Source organism: Serratia marcescens subsp. marcescens ATCC 13880, from assembly GCF_017299535.1.
GTDB classification, from domain to species: Bacteria; Pseudomonadota; Gammaproteobacteria; order Enterobacterales; family Enterobacteriaceae; genus Serratia; species Serratia marcescens.
Window position 1 is genome coordinate 1,799,529 of sequence record NZ_CP071238.1, and the last position, 23,092, is coordinate 1,822,620.

The 23,092-nt window shown below is 58.2% G+C and carries 18 protein-coding genes; 12 read left to right on the forward strand and 6 right to left on the reverse strand.

The features are described from left to right. Positions 1-14 precede the first annotated feature (14 nt). From J0F90_RS08485 to J0F90_RS08505, 5 genes are all read left to right on the forward strand, one after another. A complete protein-coding gene (locus J0F90_RS08485; RefSeq protein ID WP_033640814.1) occupies positions 15-1,241 on the forward strand; it encodes a winged helix-turn-helix domain-containing protein in 1,227 nt (408 codons plus the stop codon). Positions 1,242-1,301: 60 nt separating this feature from the next. Next, the gene (locus tag J0F90_RS08490; RefSeq protein ID WP_154232126.1) at positions 1,302-1,472 is read left to right on the forward strand and encodes a hypothetical protein; all 171 of its coding nucleotides are present in this window, start codon (positions 1,302-1,304) and stop codon (positions 1,470-1,472) included. A gap of 67 nt (positions 1,473-1,539) precedes the next feature. After that, entirely contained in the window at positions 1,540-1,722 is a 183-nt protein-coding gene (locus J0F90_RS08495; RefSeq protein WP_004928237.1) for a Trm112 family protein, read from the forward strand. Further along, positions 1,719-2,468 (forward strand): 3-deoxy-manno-octulosonate cytidylyltransferase, encoded by a 750-nt coding sequence (gene kdsB / locus J0F90_RS08500; protein ID WP_033640813.1) that lies wholly within the window; start codon positions 1,719-1,721, stop codon positions 2,466-2,468. Before J0F90_RS08495 ends, kdsB begins: the two co-directional genes overlap by 4 nt. Before the next feature lie 150 nt (positions 2,469-2,618). Further along, the gene (locus tag J0F90_RS08505; RefSeq protein ID WP_033640812.1) at positions 2,619-3,515 is read left to right on the forward strand and encodes a YcbJ family phosphotransferase; all 897 of its coding nucleotides are present in this window, start codon (positions 2,619-2,621) and stop codon (positions 3,513-3,515) included. Positions 3,516-3,522: 7 nt separating this feature from the next. Here the strand turns inward: J0F90_RS08505 and elyC are convergent, their stop codons facing one another. Continuing rightward, the gene (gene elyC, locus J0F90_RS08510) at positions 3,523-4,296 is read right to left on the reverse strand and encodes an envelope biogenesis factor ElyC (RefSeq protein ID WP_033640811.1); all 774 of its coding nucleotides are present in this window, start codon (positions 4,294-4,296) and stop codon (positions 3,523-3,525) included. Between the two features lie 152 nt (positions 4,297-4,448). Between elyC and cmoM the strand changes: the two genes are divergently transcribed. From cmoM to J0F90_RS08545, 7 genes are all read left to right on the forward strand, one after another. Beyond that, complete coding sequence (gene cmoM, locus J0F90_RS08515) at positions 4,449-5,234, forward strand: tRNA uridine 5-oxyacetic acid(34) methyltransferase CmoM (RefSeq protein WP_015377334.1); 786 nt, start codon at positions 4,449-4,451, stop codon at positions 5,232-5,234. Beyond that, positions 5,231-6,553: a chromosome partition protein MukF gene (gene mukF, locus J0F90_RS08520; RefSeq protein ID WP_004928228.1), complete on the forward strand. Its 1,323-nt coding sequence runs from the start codon at positions 5,231-5,233 to the stop codon at positions 6,551-6,553. Before cmoM ends, mukF begins: the two co-directional genes overlap by 4 nt. Further along, positions 6,534-7,262, forward strand: coding sequence for a chromosome partition protein MukE (gene mukE / locus J0F90_RS08525; RefSeq protein ID WP_004928226.1), 729 nt, complete (start codon positions 6,534-6,536; stop codon positions 7,260-7,262). Before mukF ends, mukE begins: the two co-directional genes overlap by 20 nt. Continuing rightward, positions 7,259-11,707 carry a chromosome partition protein MukB gene (gene mukB / locus J0F90_RS08530; protein WP_016928310.1) on the forward strand — a complete coding sequence of 1,483 codons (4,449 nt, stop codon included), beginning with the start codon at positions 7,259-7,261 and terminating at the stop codon, positions 11,705-11,707. Before mukE ends, mukB begins: the two co-directional genes overlap by 4 nt. A 220-nt stretch (positions 11,708-11,927) precedes the next feature. Then, positions 11,928-13,736 (forward strand): L,D-transpeptidase, encoded by a 1,809-nt coding sequence (gene ldtD / locus J0F90_RS08535; RefSeq protein WP_072009677.1) that lies wholly within the window; start codon positions 11,928-11,930, stop codon positions 13,734-13,736. 180 nt (positions 13,737-13,916) lie between these two features. After that, the gene (gene mepK, locus J0F90_RS08540) at positions 13,917-14,465 is read left to right on the forward strand and encodes a peptidoglycan L,D-endopeptidase MepK (protein WP_004928217.1); all 549 of its coding nucleotides are present in this window, start codon (positions 13,917-13,919) and stop codon (positions 14,463-14,465) included. A 64-nt stretch (positions 14,466-14,529) separates the two neighbouring features. Beyond that, positions 14,530-15,177 (forward strand): MBL fold metallo-hydrolase, encoded by a 648-nt coding sequence (locus J0F90_RS08545; RefSeq protein ID WP_033640809.1) that lies wholly within the window; start codon positions 14,530-14,532, stop codon positions 15,175-15,177. Between the two features lie 77 nt (positions 15,178-15,254). Here the strand turns inward: J0F90_RS08545 and J0F90_RS08550 are convergent, their stop codons facing one another. From J0F90_RS08550 to J0F90_RS08570, 5 genes are all read right to left on the reverse strand, one after another. Further along, a complete protein-coding gene (locus tag J0F90_RS08550; protein ID WP_033640808.1) occupies positions 15,255-16,445 on the reverse strand; it encodes an amino acid aminotransferase in 1,191 nt (396 codons plus the stop codon). A gap of 244 nt (positions 16,446-16,689) precedes the next feature. Beyond that, the gene (ompC, locus tag J0F90_RS08555) at positions 16,690-17,799 is read right to left on the reverse strand and encodes a porin OmpC (protein ID WP_033640807.1); all 1,110 of its coding nucleotides are present in this window, start codon (positions 17,797-17,799) and stop codon (positions 16,690-16,692) included. A 301-nt stretch (positions 17,800-18,100) separates the two neighbouring features. Beyond that, complete coding sequence (gene asnS / locus J0F90_RS08560) at positions 18,101-19,501, reverse strand: asparagine--tRNA ligase (RefSeq protein ID WP_033640806.1); 1,401 nt, start codon at positions 19,499-19,501, stop codon at positions 18,101-18,103. Positions 19,502-19,716: 215 nt separating this feature from the next. Continuing rightward, positions 19,717-20,922 carry a nicotinate phosphoribosyltransferase gene (gene pncB, locus J0F90_RS08565; protein WP_028127363.1) on the reverse strand — a complete coding sequence of 402 codons (1,206 nt, stop codon included), beginning with the start codon at positions 20,920-20,922 and terminating at the stop codon, positions 19,717-19,719. Between the two features lie 255 nt (positions 20,923-21,177). Then, positions 21,178-22,878: a GGDEF domain-containing protein gene (locus J0F90_RS08570; protein WP_033640805.1), complete on the reverse strand. Its 1,701-nt coding sequence runs from the start codon at positions 22,876-22,878 to the stop codon at positions 21,178-21,180. Positions 22,879-23,092: the final 214 nt, after the last annotated feature.

Consider the following 23,092-nt stretch of genomic DNA (forward strand, 5'->3'; position numbering starts at 1 on the left):
CCACGGATATCAGGATGACCACCCCGACCATTTCCCTTACCGCCGCTCGCGCGTTGCACCTTGCCGCCCAGGGGCTGCTTTCTCCGCTTAAACGCCAGGCTCGGCCCGATGACGTCGTGAGCGCGATCCAGCGCATGGGGCTGTTACAAATCGATACCATTAGCGTCGTCGCTCGCAGCCCGTATCTGGTGCTGTTCAGCCGTTTGGGAACCTATCAGCCAGAGTGGCTTGAGCAGGCGCTCGCCGGCCGCAAGCTGTTCGAGTATTGGGCGCACGAGGCCTGTTTCCTGCCGATCGAAGATTTTGGTCTGCTGCGCCACCGCATGCTGGCGCCGCATGATATGGGCTGGAAATACTCGGCCGACTGGGTGCAGCAGCACCAGGCCGCGATGGACAACCTGCTGCGGCACATCGAACAACAGGGGCCGGTGCGTTCCGCCGATTTCAGCGCCGAGAAGAAAGGCAACAGCGGGTGGTGGGACTGGAAACCGGAGAAACGGCACCTGGAGATCCTGTTTACCGCCGGCAAGCTGATGGTGGCCGAGCGTCGCAACTTCCACCGGGTTTACGATCTGACCGAAAGGCTGCTGCCGGCCTGGGACGATGCGCGTCATGCGCTGCCTGCGGAGTGGGCGCGCCGGCAGATGCTGCATCGCACCTGCCGCTATCTGGGCATTTTTCGCGCCGAATGGTTGGCGGATTATTATCGGCTGAAACGCGTGGCGCCAAAAGCCTTGCTGGCAGAGCTGCAGGCGCAGGGGGAAATTTCGCCGGTGCAGGTAGAGGGGCTGGAAGGGCAGTTCTATGTGCATGAATCACTGGCGGAACTGCTGCCGCTGGCGGAGCAGGGCAAATTGAAATCGACGGTCACCAGCCTGCTGTCGCCTTTTGATCCGGTGGTGTGGGATCGCCGCCGGGCGCTCGAACTGTTCAACTTTGACTATCGGCTGGAGTGTTACACGCCGAAAGAAAAACGCCGCTACGGTTACTTCACGTTGCCGGTGCTGCATCGGGGCGAGCTGGTGGGGCGGATTGACGCCAAGGCGCACCGTCGCCAGGGCATCTTCGAGATCATCAGTTTCCATGCGGAGCCGCAGGTGCGCTTCGGCAAACAGCGAACGCAGGATATCCGGCAGGCCATCGCGCGCACGGCCAAATGGCACGGTGCGCAACGGGTCGCGCTGGGCGACATTCCGGCGGCGTTGGCCGCTGAATGGGGTGCCGGCTGGGAAGTGGGATAACGAGCGACGCCGTCGGTGGGGTAAAACGAAGTGAAGCGTCGCTCGTTACAAAGGGGCTCAGTGGCTGAAGTTAGCGAACAGAGCGATGATTTTATGCAGACGTTTGATCATGTATCACTGCTTTCTTTTGTGATTTTCATCACAAAATTCTACGCCGGGATGCGCCGCAGTTCAAGCTGTCACGCCGACGCAGTGAGGAAATATCGGCGGGTTGGCGCTGCCGATGATTAACCTGAGGCCGGGCGTTATGCTATCCTCACTGCCTTTCCCAGATGACCTATCCCCTAGCGGAGGATGCATGGACCACCGTTTACTCGAAATCGTTGCCTGCCCGGTATGCAACGGCAAACTCTATTTCAATAAAGAAAACCAGGAGCTGGTGTGCAAAGCGGACGGGTTGGCTTACCCGCTGCGTGACGGCATTCCGGTACTGTTGGAAAATGAAGCGCGTGCGCTGTCGCTGGATGAGAAGCACGCATGAGTTTTATCGCTATTATTCCCGCCCGCTACGCCTCAACCCGTTTGCCGGGCAAACCGCTGGCCGATATTCACGGCAAGCCGATGGTGGTGCACGTGATGGAGCGTGCCCGTGAGTCAGGCGCCAGCCGCGTCATCGTGGCGACCGATCATCCTGAAGTCGCCAAAGCGGTGGAAGCCGCCGGCGGCGAAGTGTGCATGACCAGCCCGGATCACCATTCCGGCACCGAGCGTCTGGCGGAAGTGATCGCGCACTACGGCTTTGCCGACGATCAGATCATCGTTAACGTGCAGGGCGACGAACCGCTGATCCCACCGGTGATCGTGCGGCAGGTGGCGGAGAACCTGGCGGGCAGCCAGGCCGGCATGGCGACGCTGGCGGTGCCGATCGAGAGCGCCGAAGAGGCTTTCAACCCCAACGCGGTGAAGGTTGTGATGGACGCGCAGGGCTACGCGCTCTATTTCTCACGCGCCACCATTCCGTGGGATCGCGAGCGTTTCGCCGCGTCGAAAGAAAGCATCGGCGACAGCCTGCTGCGTCATATCGGCATCTACGCGTACCGCGCGGGCTTCGTGCGCCGCTACGTCAGATGGGCGCCGAGCCAGCTGGAGCAGATCGAGCTGTTGGAACAGCTGCGCGTGCTGTGGTACGGTGAAAAGATCCACGTGGCGGTCGCGAAAGCGATCCCGAGCGTGGGAGTCGATACGCCGGAAGACCTCCAGCGCGTGCGCGACAGCATTCAACCCTGAGCCTGATTTCGTCGGCGCGCCGCGCAACGCGCCGACGATGCAACACCCCATTATTGATCCCCGTTTTGTTGATCTGCGTTGAAGAATTTTTCCGCTCGCCGTTTGATGATGTTACGCATCCCCCCCTAATTAGCCTGAGGTGAATGCCTTATGGAGCAGTTACGCGCCGAACTGAGCATTGTGCTGGGTGAGTCCATCAGCCGGCTGGAGCGGGTGAGCGAACAGCCTTATGCGCATATGTATTCGCTGTACGATCGGCAGGGCAACGCGATCCCGTTGATGGCGAAAAGCTTTATCTGTCGGGGCATCGCCCAGCAGGAGGCGTACAAGCTGTCGATGCTGGCGCGCGACGGGGATATTCGCCTGCCTACGGTGTATGGCGTGGTGTGCACCCACCAGGCGCCGTATACGGAAATCCTGCTGATCGAGCGCCTGCGCGGCGTGTCGGTTGAGGCGCCGACGCGCTCGCCGGATCGCTGGAATATGCTGATGGAGCAGATCGTTGACGGGATATTGGCCTGGCACCGCATCGACAGCCACGGCAGCGTCGGCAGCGTTGACAGCACGCAGGAGAATGACTGGTTTTGCTGGTATCAACAGCGGGTCGAAGTGTTGTGGGCGACGGTGGTCAATCTCACCACCCCGCAGTTGACCATGGCGGATCGGCGTTTGCTGTACCGCACGCGCGAAACGCTGACCCATTTCTTCGTCGGCTTCGATGATCCCTGTGTTCTGGTGCACGGTAACTTATCGCTGCGCAGCATGCTGAAAGATCCCAAAAGCGATCAACTGCTGGCGATGCTCAACCCCGGCGTAGTGCTGTGGGCGCCGCGCGAATACGATCTTTTCCGCCTCTGCGAGGCGGGCATGCCCAGCCAGCTGTTGTTCAACTATCTGCAGCGGGCGCCGGTCGCCGACGCTTTCCTGGCGCGGCGCTGGCTATATGCGGTATGGGAAGCGGTAGGGCGTTTGATCCATACCGGCAAGCTGGAGCGGCGGCCGTTCGACTATGCGTCGCAACAGCTGCTGCCCTGGCTGGCCGGTTGAACGGGCTTTACTCTGCGCCGGCGCTATCTGCGCCCTTCAGCCATTGCCACAGGCTACCCAGCGTTTCATACCAGGCGCGCTCGGTATGGCCGAGGAACATTGACGACGGTGTGGCGCGATCCCAGATATTCAGCGGCGAGTCGATAGCCAACTGATTGGCCGGCGCCGGGATCGGGTGCAGCCCCTTAGCCTTGAAGAAACGCATGGCGCGCGGCAGATGGTTGGCGGAGGTCACCAGAATGAACGGTTGCTCGCCGACCAACTTGGCGACCTGAGCGGCCTCTTGCTCGGTATCGCGCGGTTTCCCCAAGATCACCATATCACTGCGCGGCACGCCCAGGCTTTCGGCCACCAGCGCCGCAGTGGCGGCGTTGCTTTGCATGGGGCCGGCGGACGCGCCGGTGAACACCATCCTGGCGCCGGGATGTGCAAGGTAGAGCCGCACGCCTTCCGTGACGCGCGGCAGACTGTTGCCGAGCAGGTTTGAACTGGGCGCCCAATCGGGATTGTAGGTATAGCCCCCGCCCAACACGACGATGTAGCTGACCGGATCGTTACCGCGATAAGTCTGGTATTCGGCTTCGATCGGCCGCAGCAGCCGGTCGGCCACCGGTTGCAGGCTGAAAAGCAGTAAAAACAGCCAGCTCAGCGTGAAAATCGTCTTACCGCTTTTTTGCCAGCGGGTGAACCACAGCAGCAGCAGCGCCAGCCCCATCAGCAGCATCAACAGCGGCAGTGGCATCAGCAGGGCGCCAAAGAACTTTTTCAGGTTGAACAGCATCGAAAATCAGATCCTTTTGGGTGAAAAATCGGCATCCAGGTATAAACAGGCCGCAAGAAGATACATTCTAAGCCAGTCTGTGCCAAAATAGCAGGTTTGAATGGGCGTGCGCTTTGCCGCCGACAAGACTGAGATCAGCGGAGCCGTTGTCCATGCAGGATCGCAATTTTGACGATATTGCTGAAAAATTTGCGCGTAATATTTACGGCACCACGAAAGGAAAAATCCGCCAGGCGGTGGTTTGGCAGGATCTGACCGGGCTGCTGGCGCAGTTGCCGCAGCGGCCGCTGCGCATTCTTGACGCCGGGGGCGGTGAAGGCCATATGGCCTGCCAACTGGCAGAATTAGGACATCAGGTGTTGTTGTGCGATCTTTCTGGTGAGATGATCCAGCGCGCCGCGCAGCTGGCGGAGCAGAAAGGTGTGAGCCAGAACATGCAATTCGTACAAAGTTCTGCGCAGGATATCGCTCAACATTTGGAACAGCCGGTTGATCTGATATTGTTTCATGCAGTGCTTGAATGGATCGCCGAGCCCGAAGCGGCGCTGCAGGCGTTGTATGACTGCCTGACGCCGGGCGGCGCGCTGTCGCTGATGTTCTTCAACGCCAACGGCCTCTTGATGCGCAACGTGGTGTTGGGTAATTTCCAACTGGTGGATCCCGAGGTCAGACGGCGCCGCAAGCGTTCGCTGTCGCCGCAATATCCGCACGATCCGCTATTGGTCTACGGTTGGTTGGAACAGCTGGGCATGCGCATCGGCGGCAAAACCGGCGTGCGGGTGTTCCACGACTATCTGCAGAGCAGACAGCTGCAAACACAAAAATTTGAAGAGTTACTGGCGCTTGAACAGCACTATTGCCGGCAGGAGCCGTACGTGAGTTTGGGGCGCTATATTCACGTCATGGCGCATAAACCAAACCTGAAGGACGAACTATGAGTGAATTTTCCCAGACAGTACCCGAACTGGTCGCCTGGGCACGGAAAAATGATTTCTCTATTTCGCTCCCTACGGAGCGTCTCGCATTTCTGCTCGCCATCGCCACCCTGAACGGCGAACGACTGGATGGCGAGATGAGCGAAGGTGAGCTGGTTGATGCATTTCGCCATGTCAGCAAGGGTTTTGAACAGACGCATGAAACGGTGGCGATGCGCGCCAACAATGCGATTAACGACATGGTGCGCCAGCGCCTGTTGAACCGTTTTACCAGCGAGCTGGCGGACGGCAACGCGATTTACCGCCTGACGCCGCTGGGTATCGGCATTACCGATTACTATATTCGCCAACGCGAATTCTCCACGCTGCGTTTGTCGATGCAGCTGTCGATCGTGGCGCAGGAACTCAAACGCGCCGCCGATGCCGCCGACGAGGGCGGCGACGATTTCCATTGGCACCGCAACGTGTTCGCGCCGTTGAAATATTCGGTGGCGGAAATCTTCGACAGCATCGACATGACCCAACGCGTGATGGATGAGCAGCAGCAGAGCGTGAAGAACGACATCGCGGCGCTGCTGAGCAAGGATTGGCGGGCGGCGATCTCCAGCTGCGAGATGCTGTTGTCGGAAACCTCGGGCACCCTGCGCGAGCTGCAGGATACGCTGGATGCGGCGGGCGATAAGCTGCAGGCCAACCTGCTGCGCATCCAGGACGCAACCCTCGGCAACGTGGAGCTGGGTTTCGTCGACAAGCTGGTGTTCGATCTGCAAAGCAAGCTGGATCGCATCATCAGCTGGGGCCAGCAGGCGATCGACCTGTGGATCGGCTACGATCGCCACGTGCATAAATTTATCCGTACCGCTATCGATATGGACAAAAACCGCGTGTTCGCCCAGCGCCTGCGTCAGTCGGTGCAAACCTATTTCGACCACCCGTGGGCGCTGACCCATGCCAATGCCGATCGTCTGCTGGACATGCGCGACGAAGAACTGGCGCTGCGCAGCGAGGAAGTGACCGGGGAACTGCCGCCGGATCTGGAATTCGAAGAGTTCAGCGAGATTCGCGAACAGCTGGCGGCGATGATCGAAGAGGCGCTGAAGGTGTACCAGGAACAGCAGATGCCGCTCAACCTTGCGGCGGTGATGCGCGATTACCTGGCGCAATATCCGCGTGCGCGTCATTTCGACGTGGCACGTTTAGTGGTCGACCAGGCTGTGCGCCTCGGTGTGGCTGAAGCAGATTTCTCAGGGTTGCCGGCGGAATGGCAGGCAATCAATGATTACGGAGCCAAGGTCCAGGCCCATGTCATCGACAAATATTGAACAAGTAATGCCAGTCAAGCTGGCCAAGGCGCTGTCCAACTCGCTGTTTCCGGCGTTGGACAGCCAACTGCGCGCGGGTCGTCACATCGGTATCGATGAGCTGGACAACCACGCCTTTTTAATGGATTTCCAGGATGAGCTGGAAGAATTTTACAACCGTTACAGCGTCGAGCTGATTCGGGCGCCGGAAGGCTTCTTCTATTTGCGCCCGCGCTCCACCACGCTGATCCCGCGTTCGGTGCTGTCCGAGCTGGATATGATGGTGGGTAAGATCTTGTGCTACCTGTATCTCAGCCCCGAGCGCCTGGCGCACGAAGGCATTTTCAGTCATCAGGAGCTGTACGACGAGCTGCTGAGCCTGGCCGATGAGAACAAGCTGCTGAAGTTCGTCAACCAGCGCTCCACCGGTTCGGATCTCGATCGGCAGAAGCTGCACGAAAAGGTGCGCACTTCCCTGAACCGCCTGCGCCGCCTCGGCATGGTCTATTTCATGGGCAATGACAGCAGCAAGTTCCGCATTACCGAGGCGGTGTTCCGCTTCGGCGCCGACGTGCGCAGCGGCGACGATCCGCGTGAAGCGCAGCTGCGCATGATTCGCGACGGCGAGGCGATGCCGGTTGAAACCAGCCTGTCGCTGAACGATGAGAATGACGCTGAGGATCAGCAGGTTGATAACGCTCCTGACGGTGCAGAGGATGAACAGGAATGATTGAACGCGGTAAATTTCGCTCGTTGACGCTGGTTAACTGGAACGGCTTCTTCGCCCGCACCTTTGATCTGGATGAGCTGGTGACCACGCTGTCCGGCGGTAACGGGGCGGGGAAATCCACCACCATGGCGGCCTTCGTCACCGCACTGATCCCCGACCTGACGCTGCTGCACTTCCGTAACACCACCGAAGCGGGCGCCACCAGCGGCTCACGCGACAAAGGCCTGCACGGCAAGCTGCGCGCCGGCGTGTGTTACTCCACCCTTGACGTCGTCAACTCACGCCACCAGCGCGTGGTGGTTGGCGTGCGTCTGCAGCAGGTGGCGGGGCGCGATCGCAAGGTCGATATCAAACCGTTCACCATTCAGGGGTTGCCGACCGCGGTACAGCCGACTGAATTGCTGACCCAGACCGTGGGTGAGCGCCAGGCGCGCGTGCTGTCGCTGCAAGAGTTGAAAGAGCGCGTGGAAGAGATGGAGGGCGTGCAGTTCAAGCAGTTCAACTCCATCACCGATTACCACTCGCTGATGTTCGATCTGGGCGTGATCCCTAAGCGCCTGCGTTCGTCCGCCGATCGCAGCAAGTTCTACCGTCTGATTGAGGCGTCGCTGTACGGCGGTATCTCCAGCGCCATCACCCGCTCGCTGCGCGATTACCTGCTGCCGGAAAACAGCGGCGTGCGCAAGGCGTTCCAGGACATGGAAGCGGCGCTGCGCGAAAACCGCATGACGCTGGAAGCGATCCGCGTCACCCAGTCGGATCGCGACCTGTTCAAGCATCTGATCTCCGAGGCCACCTCCTATGTGGCGGCGGACTATATGCGTCATGCCAACGAACGCCGAATCCATCTGGACGGCGCGCTGGCGCTGCGCAGCGATCTGTTGGGCAGCCGCAAGCAGCTGGCCGCCGAACAGTATCGCCATGTGGAAATGGCGCGCGAGCTGAGCGAACAGAGCGGCGCTGAATCCGATCTGGAAACCGATTACCAGGCCGCCAGCGACCACTTGAATCTGGTGCAGACGGCCATGCGTCAGCAGGAGAAGATCGAACGCTATGAAGCCGATCTGGAAGAGCTGACCTACCGTCTGGAAGAGCAGAACGAAGTGGTGGCCGAGGCGAGCGAGCAACAGGCCGAAAACGAAGCGCGCGCCGAAGCGGCCGAGCTGGAAGTGGATGAGCTGAAGAGCCAGTTGGCCGACTACCAGCAGGCGCTCGATGTGCAGCAGACCCGCGCCATTCAGTACCAGCAGGCGCTGCAGGCACTGGAGCGCGCGCGCGCGCTGTGCCAACTGCCGGACCTGACTGCCGATAATGCCGAACAGTGGTTGGATACCTTCCAGGCCCGCGAGCAGGAGGCGACCGAAGCGCTGCTGATGTTGGAACAGAAGCTGAGCGTGGCCGATGCCGCGCACGGCCAGTTCGAACAGGCCTATCAGCTGGTGGGTAAAATCGCCGGTCAGGTCAGCCGCAGCGAAGCCTGGCAGTGCGCGCGCGAATTGCTGCGCGACTGGCCTTCGCAGCAGCACTTAGCCGAGCGCGTTCAGCCGCTGCGCCTGCGCCTGAGCGAACTGGAGCAGCGCTTGCGCTCGCAGCAGGACGCCGAGCGCCTGCTGCAAGAGTTTTGCAAACGCCATGGCCAAGAGTACCAGCCGGACGATCTCGACATGCTGCAGCAGGAGCTGGAAGAGCGCCTGGAAGCGCTGTCGCAGAACGTCAGCGAAGCCGGCGAACGCCGCATGGAGATGCGCCAGGAGCTGGAACAGATCCAGCAGCGCATCCGTGAGCTGACGGCGCGCGCCCCGGTGTGGCTGGCGGCGCAGGATGCCCTGAGCCAGCTTAGCGATCAGAGCGGGGAGCCGCTGGAAAACAGCCAGCAGGTGACCGAATACATGCAGCAACTGCTGGAGCGCGAGCGTGAAACTACCGTCGAGCGCGACGAAGTGGCGGCCCGCAAGCGCGAAGTGGAAGCGCAGATCGAGCGCCTCAGCCAGCCGGGCGGCGCGGAAGATCAACGCCTGGTCACCTTGGCCGAACGTTTCGGCGGCGTGCTGCTGTCGGAAATTTACGATGACGTCACCATTGATGACGCACCTTACTTCTCGGCGCTGTATGGCCCTTCGCGCCACGCCATCGTGGTGCCGGATCTGTCTCTGGTGCGCGAGATGCTGGAAGGGCTGGAAGATTGCCCGGAAGATCTTTACCTGATCGAAGGGGATCCGCAGTCGTTCGATGACAGCGTATTTGCCGTCGAAGAACAGGACAAAGCGGTGGTGGTGAAGATCGCCGATCGCCAGTGGCGTTATTCCCGCTACCCGGAAGTGCCGTTGTTCGGCCGTGCGGCGCGCGAAAACCGGCTGGAGGTGCTGCATGCCGAGCGTGAAACGCTGGCGGAGCGTTACGCCACGCTGTCGTTCGACGTGCAGAAAACTCAGCGCTCGCACCAGGCTTTCAGCCGCTTTATCGGCACCCATCTGGCGGTGGCGTTCGACGCCGATCCGGAAGCGGAGATCCGCGGCCTGAACGCCCGTCGTGGCGAGATCGAGCGTGCGCTGAACAATCACGAAGCGCAGAATCAGCAGCAGCGTCAGCAGTACGACCAGGCCAAAGAGGGCATTTCCGCGCTCAACCGCCTGATGCCGCTGGTGTCGTTGCTGAACGATGAAACGCTGCAGGATCGCGTCGACGAGATCCGCGAAGAGCTGGAAGAAGCGCAGGACGCCGCGCGCCACATTCAACAGCACGGGGTGTCACTGACCAAACTGGAGCCGCTGCTGTCGGTGCTGCAGAGCGATCCGCAGCAGCATGAACAGCTGCAGCAGGACTATGCGCAGGCGCAAAGCGTGCAGCGTCAGGCTAAACAGCAGGCGTTCGCGTTGACAGAAGTGGTGCAGCGTCGCGCGCACTTCAGCTATACCGACTCCGCCGGCATGCAGAATGCCAACAACGATCTCAACGACAAGCTGCGTCAGCGTCTGGAGCAGGCGGAAGCCGAACGCGCCCGCGCTCGTGAGCAGCTGCGTCAGTATCAAACCCAGTTCACCCAATACAGCCAGGTGCTGGCCTCGCTGAAAAGCTCGTATGACGCCAAGCGCGACATGCTGAAAGAGCTGAGCCAGGAGCTGGTGGATATCGGCGTGCAGGCCGACGCCAACGCTGAAGCGCGCGCGCGCGCGCGTCGCGACGAGCTGCATGCGGCGCTGAGCAACAACCGCGCTCGCCGCAATCAGTTGGAGAAACAGCTGACCTTCTGCGAAGCCGAAATGGACGGCCTGCAGAAGAAACTGCGGAAGCTGGAACGCGACTATCATCAGCTGCGCGAGCAGGTGGTGACCGCCAAGGCGGGGTGGTGCGCGGTGATGCGCCTGGTGAAAGACAACGGCGTGGAACGCCGCCTGCACCGCCGCGAGCTGGCGTATATGGATGGCGACGAGCTACGCTCGATGTCGGATAAGGCGCTCGGCGCGCTGCGTCTGGCGGTGGCGGATAACGAACACCTGCGCGACGTGCTGCGCCTGTCGGAAGATCCGAAGCGGCCGGAGCGTAAGATTCAGTTCTATATCGCGGTGTACCAACACCTGCGCGAGCGTATCCGTCAGGACATCATCCGCACCGACGATCCGGTCGAGGCCATCGAGCAGATGGAAATCGAGCTGGGCCGTCTGACCGAAGAGCTGACCGCGCGCGAGCAGAAGCTGGCGATCAGTTCGAAAAGCGTGGCCAACATCATTCGCAAAACCATTCAGCGCGAACAGAACCGCATTCGCATGCTGAACCAGGGTCTGCAGGCCGTTGCCTTCGGCCAGGTGAAGAGTGTCCGTCTGAACGTCAATGTGCGCGAAGCGCATGCCACTCTGTTGGATGTGCTCTCCGAGCAGCAGGAACAGCATCAGGATCTGTTCAACAGCAACCGCCTGACCTTCTCCGAAGCGCTGGCCAAGCTGTATCAGCGCCTGAATCCGCAGATCGACATGGGGCAGCGCACGCCGCAGACCATCGGCGAGGAGTTGCTGGACTACCGCAACTACCTGGAAATGGAAGTTGAGGTGTACCGTGGTTCCGACGGCTGGCTGCGTGCGGAAAGCGGCGCGTTGTCTACCGGTGAAGCCATCGGTACCGGGATGTCAATCCTGGTGATGGTGGTGCAGAGCTGGGAAGAAGAATCCCGCCGCCTGCGCGGTAAAGATATCTCGCCGTGTCGCCTGCTGTTCCTCGATGAAGCGGCGCGTCTGGATGCCAAGTCGATCGCCACGCTGTTCGAACTGTGCGATCGTCTGGAGATGCAGCTGATCATCGCGGCGCCGGAAAACATCAGTCCGGAGAAGGGCACCACCTATAAACTGGTGCGTAAGGTGTTCCAGAACCACGAGCATGTGCACGTGGTGGGGCTGCGCGGTTTCGCCGGCGAGCCGCCGGCGCTGGGCACTGCGCCGGTTGAAACGCCATAACGCAGAAAAACGCCCTAAAAATCCGAAAATAGCCGCCGCAGGGTGGCTATTTTTTTGTGCGCGTGGATGATAGTCCTGCTTTTTTATCCGTTGAAAAGCGGTTAGTTTAATCAGATAAACAGTTATTCTACGCCCGTAGGGCGAAACGGCCTTTCTGTTTGTATACTGAAACTATATGCAATTTTTGACGTTTTTTTTGTGAGCATACAGGGGGCAAGGGATGTTGCTTAAAAAGGGAAACTCTCTACGACGTTTGGCGCTGAGTGGCGCTATCGCCTGTAGTCTTGTGTCGTCGTTTTCCGCCTTGGCCACCGTAACGGCGTTACCGGTGGCAACAGCAGGCATGTCCGTTGCGCAGAGTCGTTCTGAACTGCTGGCCGCGTTGCCGCGCGGTATGGATCTGCACTACCTTTCCACGCTGGCGCCGCTGTATGCGGCGAATCATATGCAGCCGATGTGGCAGGATCGCGAGGCCGTTCAGCAGTTTCAACAGCAGCTGGCCGAACTGGCGATGTCCGGCGTGCAGCCGCAGTTCACCCAGTGGGTGAAGATGTTGACCGATCCGGCGCTCAGTGAAGCGGGCCGCGATGCGGTGCTGTCCGATGCGATGCTGGGTTATTTGCAGTTTGTATCCGCCATCGGCGCCAACGGCAACAACTGGCTGTACAGCAATATTCCCTACAAGCTTGGTTTGCCGCCCACCGCGGTGATCAATCAATGGCAGCTGGCGGTGCGCCAGGCGCGAACCCTGAGCTACGTAAATTCGCTCGCGCCGCAGCATCCGCAATATGCCAAGATGCATCAGGCGCTGCGTGACATGCTGGCGGACAACCGCCCCTGGCCGCAGGTGGGCAGTGGCCCGAGCCTGCGCCCTGGCCAAATGAGCAACGATATCCCGGCGCTGCGTGAGATCCTGACGCGCACCGGCATGCTGGCCGCCTCGGCGCCGGAAGCGGAGCCGGAACCGGCGGTGGTTTCGGCGAAGAGCAATGAACCCGACGACGGCGGGCTGACGGTAGATGAAGAGAAAAGCCGCGTGACGGTGAGCCCATCGGCGGCGCCGGTGACGGACTTGACCGCGGAACAGACGCCGCCGCAGATCGGCAGCGTGGTGAGCGACAACCTCTATACCAACGAGCTGGTGGAGGGCGTCAAGCGTTTCCAGAAATGGCAGGGGTTGACGGCGGACGGCGTGATCGGCGTGCGCACCCGCGAGTGGCTCAACGTGTCACCGAAAACCCGCGCCGCGCTGTTGGCGCTGAATATCCAGCGCCTGCGCATTTTGCCGGGGCATGTCGGCACCGGCATTATGGTGAACATTCCCAACTACTCGCTGACCTACTATCAGAACGGCAACGAAGTGTTGTCCTCCCGCGTTATCGTCGGGCGGCCGAGCCGTAAGACGCCGCTGATGAGCAGCGCATTGAACAACGTGGTGGTCAACCCGCCTTGGAACGTGCCGACCACTCTGGTGCGTGAGGATATTGTGCCGAAGGCGATGCGCGACGGTAACTATTTCCAGAAACACGGCTATACCGTGCTGTCAGGCTGGAGCAACGATGCGGAAGTGATCAACCCGGCGATGATCGACTGGAGCATGGTTTCCGCGCGCAATTTCCCGTATCGCGTCCGTCAGGCGCCGGGGGCCACCAACTCGTTGGGGCGTTTCAAGTTCAATATGCCGAGCTCGGATGCCATCTACCTGCACGATACCCCGAACCACAGCCTGTTCCAGAAAGACATCCGCGCGCTCAGCTCCGGCTGTGTGCGGGTGAACAAGGCTTCCGATTTGGCGAATATGCTGCTGCAGGATGCCGGCTGGAACAATAGCCGCGTTTCCTCCACGCTGAAAGAAGGCAATACCACTTATGTGAATATTCGCCAGCGTATTCCCGTAAAACTGTATTATCTGACCGCCTGGGTTTCGGATGATGGCCAACCGCAATTCCGTACAGATATTTACAATTATGATAATACGGTGAGATCGGGCGCACAAATTTTGGCTCAGGCCAAAAAATTAATGCAGTAAATGCAGTAATTATAAATAAATAACGGTCAGAATGTTTGGCTATACCGCAGGCCCTCGTAGGCGGGGGCCTGTAAACCTAGGCGTATCGCGGGTTGACTCAGCATACGCAGGCGGTTATGGTTCGGACAGTGCGCTGCTTTGTGCATTTATTTTGACATTCTTGCCGGGTTTAACAGAGTCATGGACAAAATTGATCATCATCGCCGTAAATGGCTGGCGCTAGGTGGCGCCGCTATGGGCATAGCGCTGCTTCCAGGGCAGGCATTTGCCAGTCTTTCCACCGCTCGACCGCGTATTTTAGTGCTGAATAACCTGAATACCGGTGAATCTATTAAAGCCGAGTTCTTTGACGGCAAAGGCTACAATAAAGAAGAGTTGGTTCGGCTAAATCATCTGTTCCGCGATTATCGCGCCAACAAGGTTAAATCGATCGATCCCAGCTTGTTTGATCACCTCTATCGCCTGCAGGGGCTGCTGGGCACCAGCAAGCCGGTGCAGCTGATCTCCGGTTACCGCTCCGTAGATACCAACAACGAATTGCGCGCGCACAGCCGCGGCGTGGCCAAGCACAGCTACCATACCAAGGGCCAGGCGATGGATTTCCACATTGAAGGTATCCAATTGAGTAATATCCGTAAAGCGGCGTTAAAAATGCGCGCCGGTGGTGTAGGATATTACCCACGTAGCAACTTCGTGCACATCGATACCGGCCCGGTTCGGAGCTGGTAATCGCGGTGCCCTCAGTGAATAACGCTGCTCCTTGCAGAGGCGGCGTTATTGTCGTTGGAGCCTTATGAAATACCATCTTATTCCCGTTACCGCCTTTAGCCAGAACTGCAGCCTGATCTGGTGTGAAAACACGCAGCAGGCGGCGTTGGTTGATCCCGGCGGCGAAGCGGAAAAAATCAAAGCGGAAGTGGCGAAGCAGGGTGTGACAATCACGCAGATTTTTCTGACGCACGGCCATTTGGATCACGTCGGCGCGGCGGCGGAGCTGGCGGACCATTATCAGGTGCCGATTTACGGCCCGGATAAAGAGGACGCTTTTTGGCTGGATGGTTTGCCGGCGCAGAGCCGGATGTTCGGGCTGGAGGAGTGTGCGCCGCTGACCCCGACTCGTTGGCTGTCGGAAGGCGATGAGATGCAGGTGGGCGAAATGACGCTCAAGGTGCTGCACTGCCCCGGGCACACGCCAGGCCACATTGTCTTTATCAATGAGCAGGCGCGTTTGGCGCTGGTGGGCGACGTGCTGTTTAACGGCGGCGTGGGGCGCAGCGACTTCCCGCGCGGTGATCATCAGGCGTTGATCGCCTCGATTCGCACCAAGCTGCTGCCATTGGGCGACGATATGCGCTTTATTCCCGGCCACGGCCCGATGTCGACCTTTGGCCACGAGCGCCAGACCAACCCGTTCCTGCGCGAAGAGCCGGCGGTGTGGTAACGATTATTTCCCGGCCGAAATAATCAAGGGCGCATAGAGCGCCCTTTTTTTATGATTTATGACCTGCGTCGATGCTTTTAGAGCACGGCGACGATGGCTTCACACAGCGGCGCCATGTTGTCCGGGGTCATGCCGGCCACGTTCACCCGGCCCGAGTTCACGGCGTATACGCCGAACTCTTCACGCAGACGCAGCACCTGTTCTTTGGTCAGGCCGCTGAATGAGAACATGCCATTCTGCTGGATGATGAAGCTGAAGTCCTGTTGTGCGCCTTTCTCCTGCAGGGTGTTCACGAACAGCTGACGCATGCGGTGAATGCGCTGGCGCATGTCGGTCAGCTCCTGCTCCCACATCGCGCGCAGGGCGTCGTTGCCCAGAATGGTGGCGACAACGGCCGCGCCGTGTGACGGCGGGTTGGAGTAGTTGGCGCGAATGGCCGCCTTCACTTGGCTGAAGGCGCGATCGGCGGTTTCGGCATCGGCAGCTACAATGGTGCAAGCGCCGACGCGCTCATTGTACAGGCCGAAGTTTTTCGAGTAGGAGCTGGCGACGATCAGCTCTTGATGTTTGGCGGCGAAAATACGCAGCCCCTGCGCATCCTCTTCCAGACCGTTGGCGAAGCCTTGGTAGGCGAAGTCGAACAGCGGCAGCCAGCCATTGGCGACGGAAAGCTCAGCCAGTTGTGCCCACTGTTCCGCCGTTGGATCGATACCGGTCGGGTTATGGCAGCAGCCGTGGAACAACACGACATCCCCGGCCTGAGCCTGTTTCAGGCTGTTCAGCAGGCCGTCAAAATCCAGCGCGTGGTTGGCAGCGTCGTAGTAGGCGTACTCCAGCACTTCCAGGCCAACGGCGCTAAAGACGTTCTTGTGGTTCGGCCAGCTTGGGTTGCTGATCCAGATGCGCTTGGCGCTGGTCTGGTTGGCGATAAAGTCTGCCGCCACGCGCAGGCCGCCGGTGCCGCCTGGCGTCTGCGCGGTGCGCGCGCGACGATTGGTGACGATCGGGCTCTCTTTACCGAACAGCAGCTCTTGCGTGCAGCTGGCAAACGCCGGGATGCCTTCAATGCCGAGATAGTTTTTGGTGGTCTCGTTTTCCAGCAGATACTGTTCAGCTTTTTTTACGCTGGTCAGCACCGGGGTTTTGCCGGTTTCGTCTTTATAAACGCCAATCCCTAAATTGATTTTATTCGGGCGGGCGTCGGCGCGGAAAATGTCGGTCAGGCCCAGGATCGGGTCGGCGGGTGCGGCGGTGATTTTTTCAAACATGTCAGGTGCTTCCAAATCTCGGAGTTAAGCAGACAGAAGCATCAGGGTAGCGCCAGTTATCGGCTTTGCCAACCGTTTGCGATAAAAACACCTCGATCTTGTGAACGGGAAGGATTCGACAGAAAAAATGATGGGGAAGGGGAAATCTGCAGGATAAAACGTTACCGGAATACACAAATAAAAACAGGGCCGAAGCCCTGTTTTTTAACTTAGCCGACGGTAAACCGCCGTTAAGCGAGACAACTTAGAACTGGTATACCAGACCAACGCCTACGATATCGTCAGTTGCGATGCCGTTAGCTTTGGTGAATTCGTTGTCATCCAGCAGGTTGATTTTGTAATCAACGTAGGTGGACATGTTTTTGTTGAAGTAGTAGGTGGTACCAACAGAAACATATTTAACCAGGTCAGCGTCGCCGCCGTTGAAGCGAGCGTTGTTCGCGGTGCGGCCAGCCAGGTCCTTACCTTTAGACTGCAGGTAAGATACTTCTGGACGCAGACCGAAGTCGAACTGGTACTGAGCGGTCACTTCGAAGTTCTGAGTTTTGTTAGCGATACTGAAGTCAGACTCACCGTATGGGGTCATGTTGCGAGTTTCTGCATACATCGCCGCCAGGTAGACGTTGTTGGCGTCGTATTTCGCACCCACGGTCCATGCGTCAGCTTTCTTGCCATCAGCAGTAGACAAATCTTTCTGATCATTGGTGCGGCTAGATGACGCATAGGCTGCGCCGAAGCTTACGCCTTCGCCGATGTCATAAGTAGAGGAGATACCCCAGCCGTCGCCGTTCTGTTTTTTCAGAGCACGGCTGTCGTTCTGGTTTTTACCCTGGTACTGAACGGCGAAGTTCAGACCGTCAACCAGACCGAAGAAGTTGTTGTTACGATAGGTCGCAACGCCGTTGGTACGGCCGGTCATGAAGTTGTCGGAGTAGGTATAAGTATCGCCACCGAACTCTGGCAGCATATCGGTCCAGCCTTCCACGTCGTACAGTACGCCGTAGTTACGGCCGTAGTCGAAGGAGCCGTAGTCAGCGAATTTCAGACCGGCGAAGCCCAGACGGGTTTTGGTGCCTTCGGTGCCCTGAGATTCGGCGTGGTTAGCCTGGACGTTGTATTCCCACTGGCCGTAACCGGTCAGTTGGTCAGTAATCTGAGTTTCACCTTTGAAGCCGAAACGAACATAGGTCTGATCGCCGTCATTACCTTTGTCTTTGGAGAAGTAGTGCAGACCGTCAACTTTGCCGTACAGATCCAGCTTGTTGCCGTCTTTGTTGTAGATTTCAGCTGCGTTTGCTGCACCAGCAGCCAACAGAGCCGGGATAACCACTGCAAGAATGTTGCGCTTCATCATTATTACCCTCATTGGTGTTATTCGGACACCTTTGCCACTGCCGCCAATAATTCTTTGGGAACTATTGTTGATAGATTGGTGTCGTCCTGTGTCTGAACGCAGTGTTCCATTCACAGGCGGGTTAATCTAGGACGAAAATGATACCAATGTCGCAATGAGGTTGCAAAAGGAAAGTATGTGTAACCAAATGTAATTTTTCGGGAACTTTGTGACGTGCGTCAATATTAAAAAATGCGAAAGGCCAGCGAGGCTGGCCTTTGTTTTGTAACGAAATCGTTTAAAAAACGTTTGATCGTATGAATTAGAAGCTTGCGTTACGTGGGGTGCGTGGGAACGGGATCACATCGCGCACGTTTTGCACGCCGGTGACATAGGCGATTAAACGTTCAAAGCCCAGGCCGAAACCGGAATGCGGCACGGTACCGTAACGGCGCAGATCGCGATACCACCAGTAGTCTTCTTTATTCAGACCCATCTCTTCCAGACGTTGATCGAGCACGTCGAGGCGTTCTTCACGCTGAGAACCACCGATGATTTCACCGATGCCCGGCGCCAGCACGTCCATGGCCGCGACGGTTTTGCCGTCTTCGTTCATGCGCATATAGAACGCTTTGATGTCTTTCGGGTAGTTTTTCACCACCACCGGTGCCTGGAAGTGTTTCTCCGCCAGGTAACGCTCATGTTCGGAAGAGAGATCGATACCCCAGGAGACCGGGTTTTCGAAGGTTTGGCCCGAGGCCAGCAGGATCTCGATGGCGTCGGTGTAGTCCACCTGGGCGAAATCGGAAGAAACGAAACGCTCCAGACGAGCGATAGCGTCTTTATCCACGCGCTCGGCGAAGAATTTCAGGTCATCGGCACGTTCATCCAGCACCGCCTGGAACACATACTTCAACATGCTTTCGGCCAGACCGGCAACGTCGTCCAGCGTCGCGAAGGCCACTTCCGGCTCGATCATCCAGAATTCCGCCAGGTGGCGGCTGGTGTTGGAGTTTTCAGCGCGGAAAGTTGGGCCGAAGGTGTATACCTTGGACAGCGCGCAGGCGTAGGTTTCGCCGTTCAGCTGGCCGGAAACGGTGAGGAAGGCTTCCTTACCGAAGAAGTCCTGGCTGAAATCGACGGCGCCCTTGTCGGTGCGCGGCAGGTTTTCCAGGTCCAGCGTGGAGACGCGGAACATCTCGCCAGCGCCTTCGGTATCGGAGGCGGTGATCAGCGGGGTAGACACCCAGAAATAGCCATTTTCATGGAAGAAGCGGTGAATCGCCTGCGCCAGCGTATGACGCACGCGCGCCACGGCGCCGATCAGGTTGGTGCGCGGGCGCAGGTGAGCCACTTCGCGCAGGTATTCGATGCTGTGGCGCTTGGCCGCCATCGGGTAAGTGTCCGGATCGTCGACCCAGCCGACCACGTTGATCGCGGTAGCCTGCAGTTCGAAGCTCTGGCCTTCGCCCGGTGAAGCGACGACTTTGCCGGTGACTTCAACCGAGCAACCGGTGGTCAGATGCAGCACTTCATCCTGATAATTCGGCAGAGAATTATTAACGACGGCCTGTAACGGATCAAAGCAGGAACCGTCATAGACGGCCAGGAAGGAGATACCAGCTTTTGAATCTCTCCGGGTACGTACCCAGCCGCGTACGGTGACTTCACTGTCAACCGCAGCACGACCTTGCAGTACGTCGACTACAGGCACTACGCTCATAGATTTCTCTCTTTAATAATTTGGTTTAGAAATAGCTTACAACCCAAGAATATGGGGGTAATGGCTATGTTACTTGCCGCGGTGCAGAGCACAAGCAGAAATCATCGGATTGGCGCAACATTTATCGCGGCTGACTGAAAAGAGGGCGGTCGGGATAAAAACAAAAAAGCCGGCGCGAGAACCGGGCCGGCTTTCTCTCTTTATATAAAGAAGGCTCAGCTGGCTTTCTTCACCAGCGGCAGATCGAAGGCCTTGCGCAGAGCCCTGACGAACGCCTGGTCCTGGCAGATGGTCTTGCCGGGGCTGTCGGAGAGCTTGGCCACCGGCTTGCCTTTGCACTCGACCAGCTTGATCACGATATTTAACGGCTTAACGCCGGGAATATCGCAGGTCAGGCGCGTGCCGATGCCGAAGCCGAGATTAATGCGCTGGTAGAAATGGCGATAGAGCGCCAGCGCTTTTTCCAGATCCAGGTTGTCCGAGAACACCAGCGTTTTGCTCAGTGGGTCGATGCCCAGTTTCTGATAGTGGGCAATGGCCTTTTCACCCCACTCGACGGGATCGCCCGAATCGTGGCGAAGCCCCTGATAACGCTCGGCGAACTGCGGGCCGAAGTCGCGCAGGAAGGCATCCATGGTGATGCAGTCGGTGAGCGCTATGCCAAGCTGGTCCGGATATTCATCCAGCCAGGCCTGCAATGCGGCGCGCTGGCTGTTGGCCAGCACCGGGCTTATCTGCTGATGCGCCTGGAACCACTCATGCGCCTGCGTGCCGACCGGCGCCAGACCCAGCTGGTGCGCCAGATCGTAATTGCTGGTGCCCGACAGGTACGGGAATTCGGCCTGCAATGTGCTGACGATGGCCTGTTGCACGCCCTGAGAGAAACGGCGGCGGGTGCCGAAGTCCATCAACTTGAAGCGTGAAAGATCCAGATCGCCCGCCAACGTCTTGAACTGCGCCAGCTTGGTTTGCAGATGCGCCACCGCCTGTTCCGGCGTCGCCAGCGGCGAGCGCCGGCGGTGCACCACTTCGCTGATCACCGCCAGCAACGGCACTTCCCACATGATCACTTCACGCCAGGGGCCGGCGATGCGGATGTGCAGCTTGCCGTCGCGGTTGTCGATGGTGACCTGCTGCGGATCGTAGCGGAACGTTCGCAGCCAGTTCAGGTAATCTTGACGGAAGAAGGGCAGGCCCGAAAGATAAGCGAATTCGGCGTCGGTTAGCGCCAGCCGGCTCATCAGCGCCACCTGCGCGCGGATCTCGTCGGCATATTCGCCCAGCAGTTCGTCGCCGCGGCAGCGGAATTCCGCCGCCACGCTGATCGCGGGATAGCGATGGAACACTGCTTGCTGCATATGAAGCTTATAAGCATCGGTATCAAGCAGTGATGTCAAAATCGGGGAAGCGTATTGAGTCATAGCGCGTTACAGCATCCTCGTCAGGCGCGTGTCCAAATCCGGATAATCATAAAAGTGGGGGTGGAGTATACCCGGATTATCCTGTTATTGAAGCTGCATCACACCATAAATCACCGAAGCGGGTCGAGGATTAAACGTGCCTTTATGGCGGCTGGATAGCGGCGGGGAGGAAAAAAAGCCAGATATGCCTGTAAGGTGAATGACTTAGCCTAATTAGTCATAAAAATTATAATGTTAATTATTTTAAACAACGAATCAGATAAAGCCGGCCTGGGTATGCACGCTGACCCGATCCTTGCCGTTCTTTTTGCAAAAATAGAGCGCTTCGTCCGCCTGTTTGATTGCCGCCTGCAGCGCGGCGAACGCGCTGACCGGCGCGATGCCGCAGCTGGTGGTGAAACGCACTTGCCGTCCGTCGGCCAGATTTAGCGTCAGGCGATGAGTACGTGCGCGCAATTGCTCCATGATGTCCCGCGCGTTGTCCAACGAACAGTTGCCCAGCAGCACCGCGAACTCTTCGCCGCCATAGCGGCAGAAGATGTCGCTGGCGCGGAACGCGCGTTGCAGCAAGTGGCCGAATGCCACCAGCGCCCGGTCACCCACGTCGTGGCCGTAGCTGTCGTTGAGTTGTTTGAAATTGTCGATGTCGATCAGGCAAAAGGCCTGCGGGTAGCTGGCGTTGCCCAGCAGTTGACATTCAAGGAAGAATTTACGGCGGTTGTAGATATTGGTGAGCGGATCGAGGAAGGAAGAGGCCTCGAGCTCTTTAATCAGCAGTTGTTTCTCGCTCTCCAGCGAGACCTTGTCCAGCTGGTATTGCCTGAGCTGCTGAATGGCGTCGCTGATGGCGATCAATTCCTGGCTGTAGAAGGCGTCGTTGCGATCGATATTCATCTCGCCGCGCGACAGCCGCACGATATTGTTGTGGGTCTTGGTCAACCAGCGGTTGATGCTGGTGCAGAACACCAACGCCGGCAAAATGAACAGCAAAACCACCAGGCCGGCGAGTGCGATCATGCCGTAAATGGTCGTCTGGCTGTCGTAAATCTTGTGGCGCGAGGCGAGGGTTTCCAATTCGAAACTGCGTTGATACAGCGCCTGCGAAAGCCCGCTCACATCGTCGACATAGCGAGAAATAAGCGCTGTGGGGTAGGGCTTATGGGTATCGATAGCGGTATACAGCCCATTGGTAATCTGCTGGAGGCGCTCAGCGGACACCTGGGCGAGCAACGCATTGACGATGTTGGTGATTTGTCCATCGTCGTAGTTGATCTTCATGAAGATCAATCGGGTGCTCAGCGCGTTCAGCACGCCGGTCAGCTGAATGGACTTCAGATAGGCGTCTTTGCGAACGAGCTGGCTGACGTTGACGTCGATAATCTGATCGCTCAATTCCGTCAATGACATATTTAACCGGTTATTGAGACGGATGGCCTCGAGAAACATAAAGGAGTCGGTATCCACCATCCGGGTATCGTAGGTGTAACGGTAATAACTCTTGCTGGTTTGCGAGATGTAATAGGCGCTGTTGATGTTGAACAGATTGGCGTTGGTGTTATTGACCTGCGAAAGCTGCAGGTTGTCATTATCCAGCAGCTGCTCCATCAACGCGATCATCGACAGCGCGGCGATTTTTTGCCGCACCCCGAGCTGTCTGGCGACCTCATCGTCCAGATGTTCGCGGATCCGGGTGATTCTCTCGCGTGCCACCCGATCGGCGGCTAAACATTGCGCACGGGTGATTTGCGGATCGATCAGGCTCAATCGTTTGAGGCGATGAGCCAGCAACGCAGCCTGAAAGGCTTCGGAAATTTCTTTGGCGCGATCGATTTTGTACAGGTTCAACTGGTTGTCGCGGTAGTCGGTATGGGCTTCGAGCAGCTCATCGACGATGAACAGAGAGAAGGAAGTCATCAGGCACAGGGTAAAAAAATAGATTGCGTATTTAATTTTCATAGTGCGAGTCATCCCTGAGCCTGATGCCGCAATTATACCACCATGCCGCCTGTGTCGCCTCAACTATGCCGGCGCGCCGCGATGGCGGCTTTTTAGCATTAAATGCTGATTTTTATTTAGCCATTGGTCACCCGCACTGCCGCCTGCCGGCCGATTTATGATTTGCCTCTGATTTCTCTCTCTTGGTCGCCCTGCGGCTCTGGGCTTTTCGGTC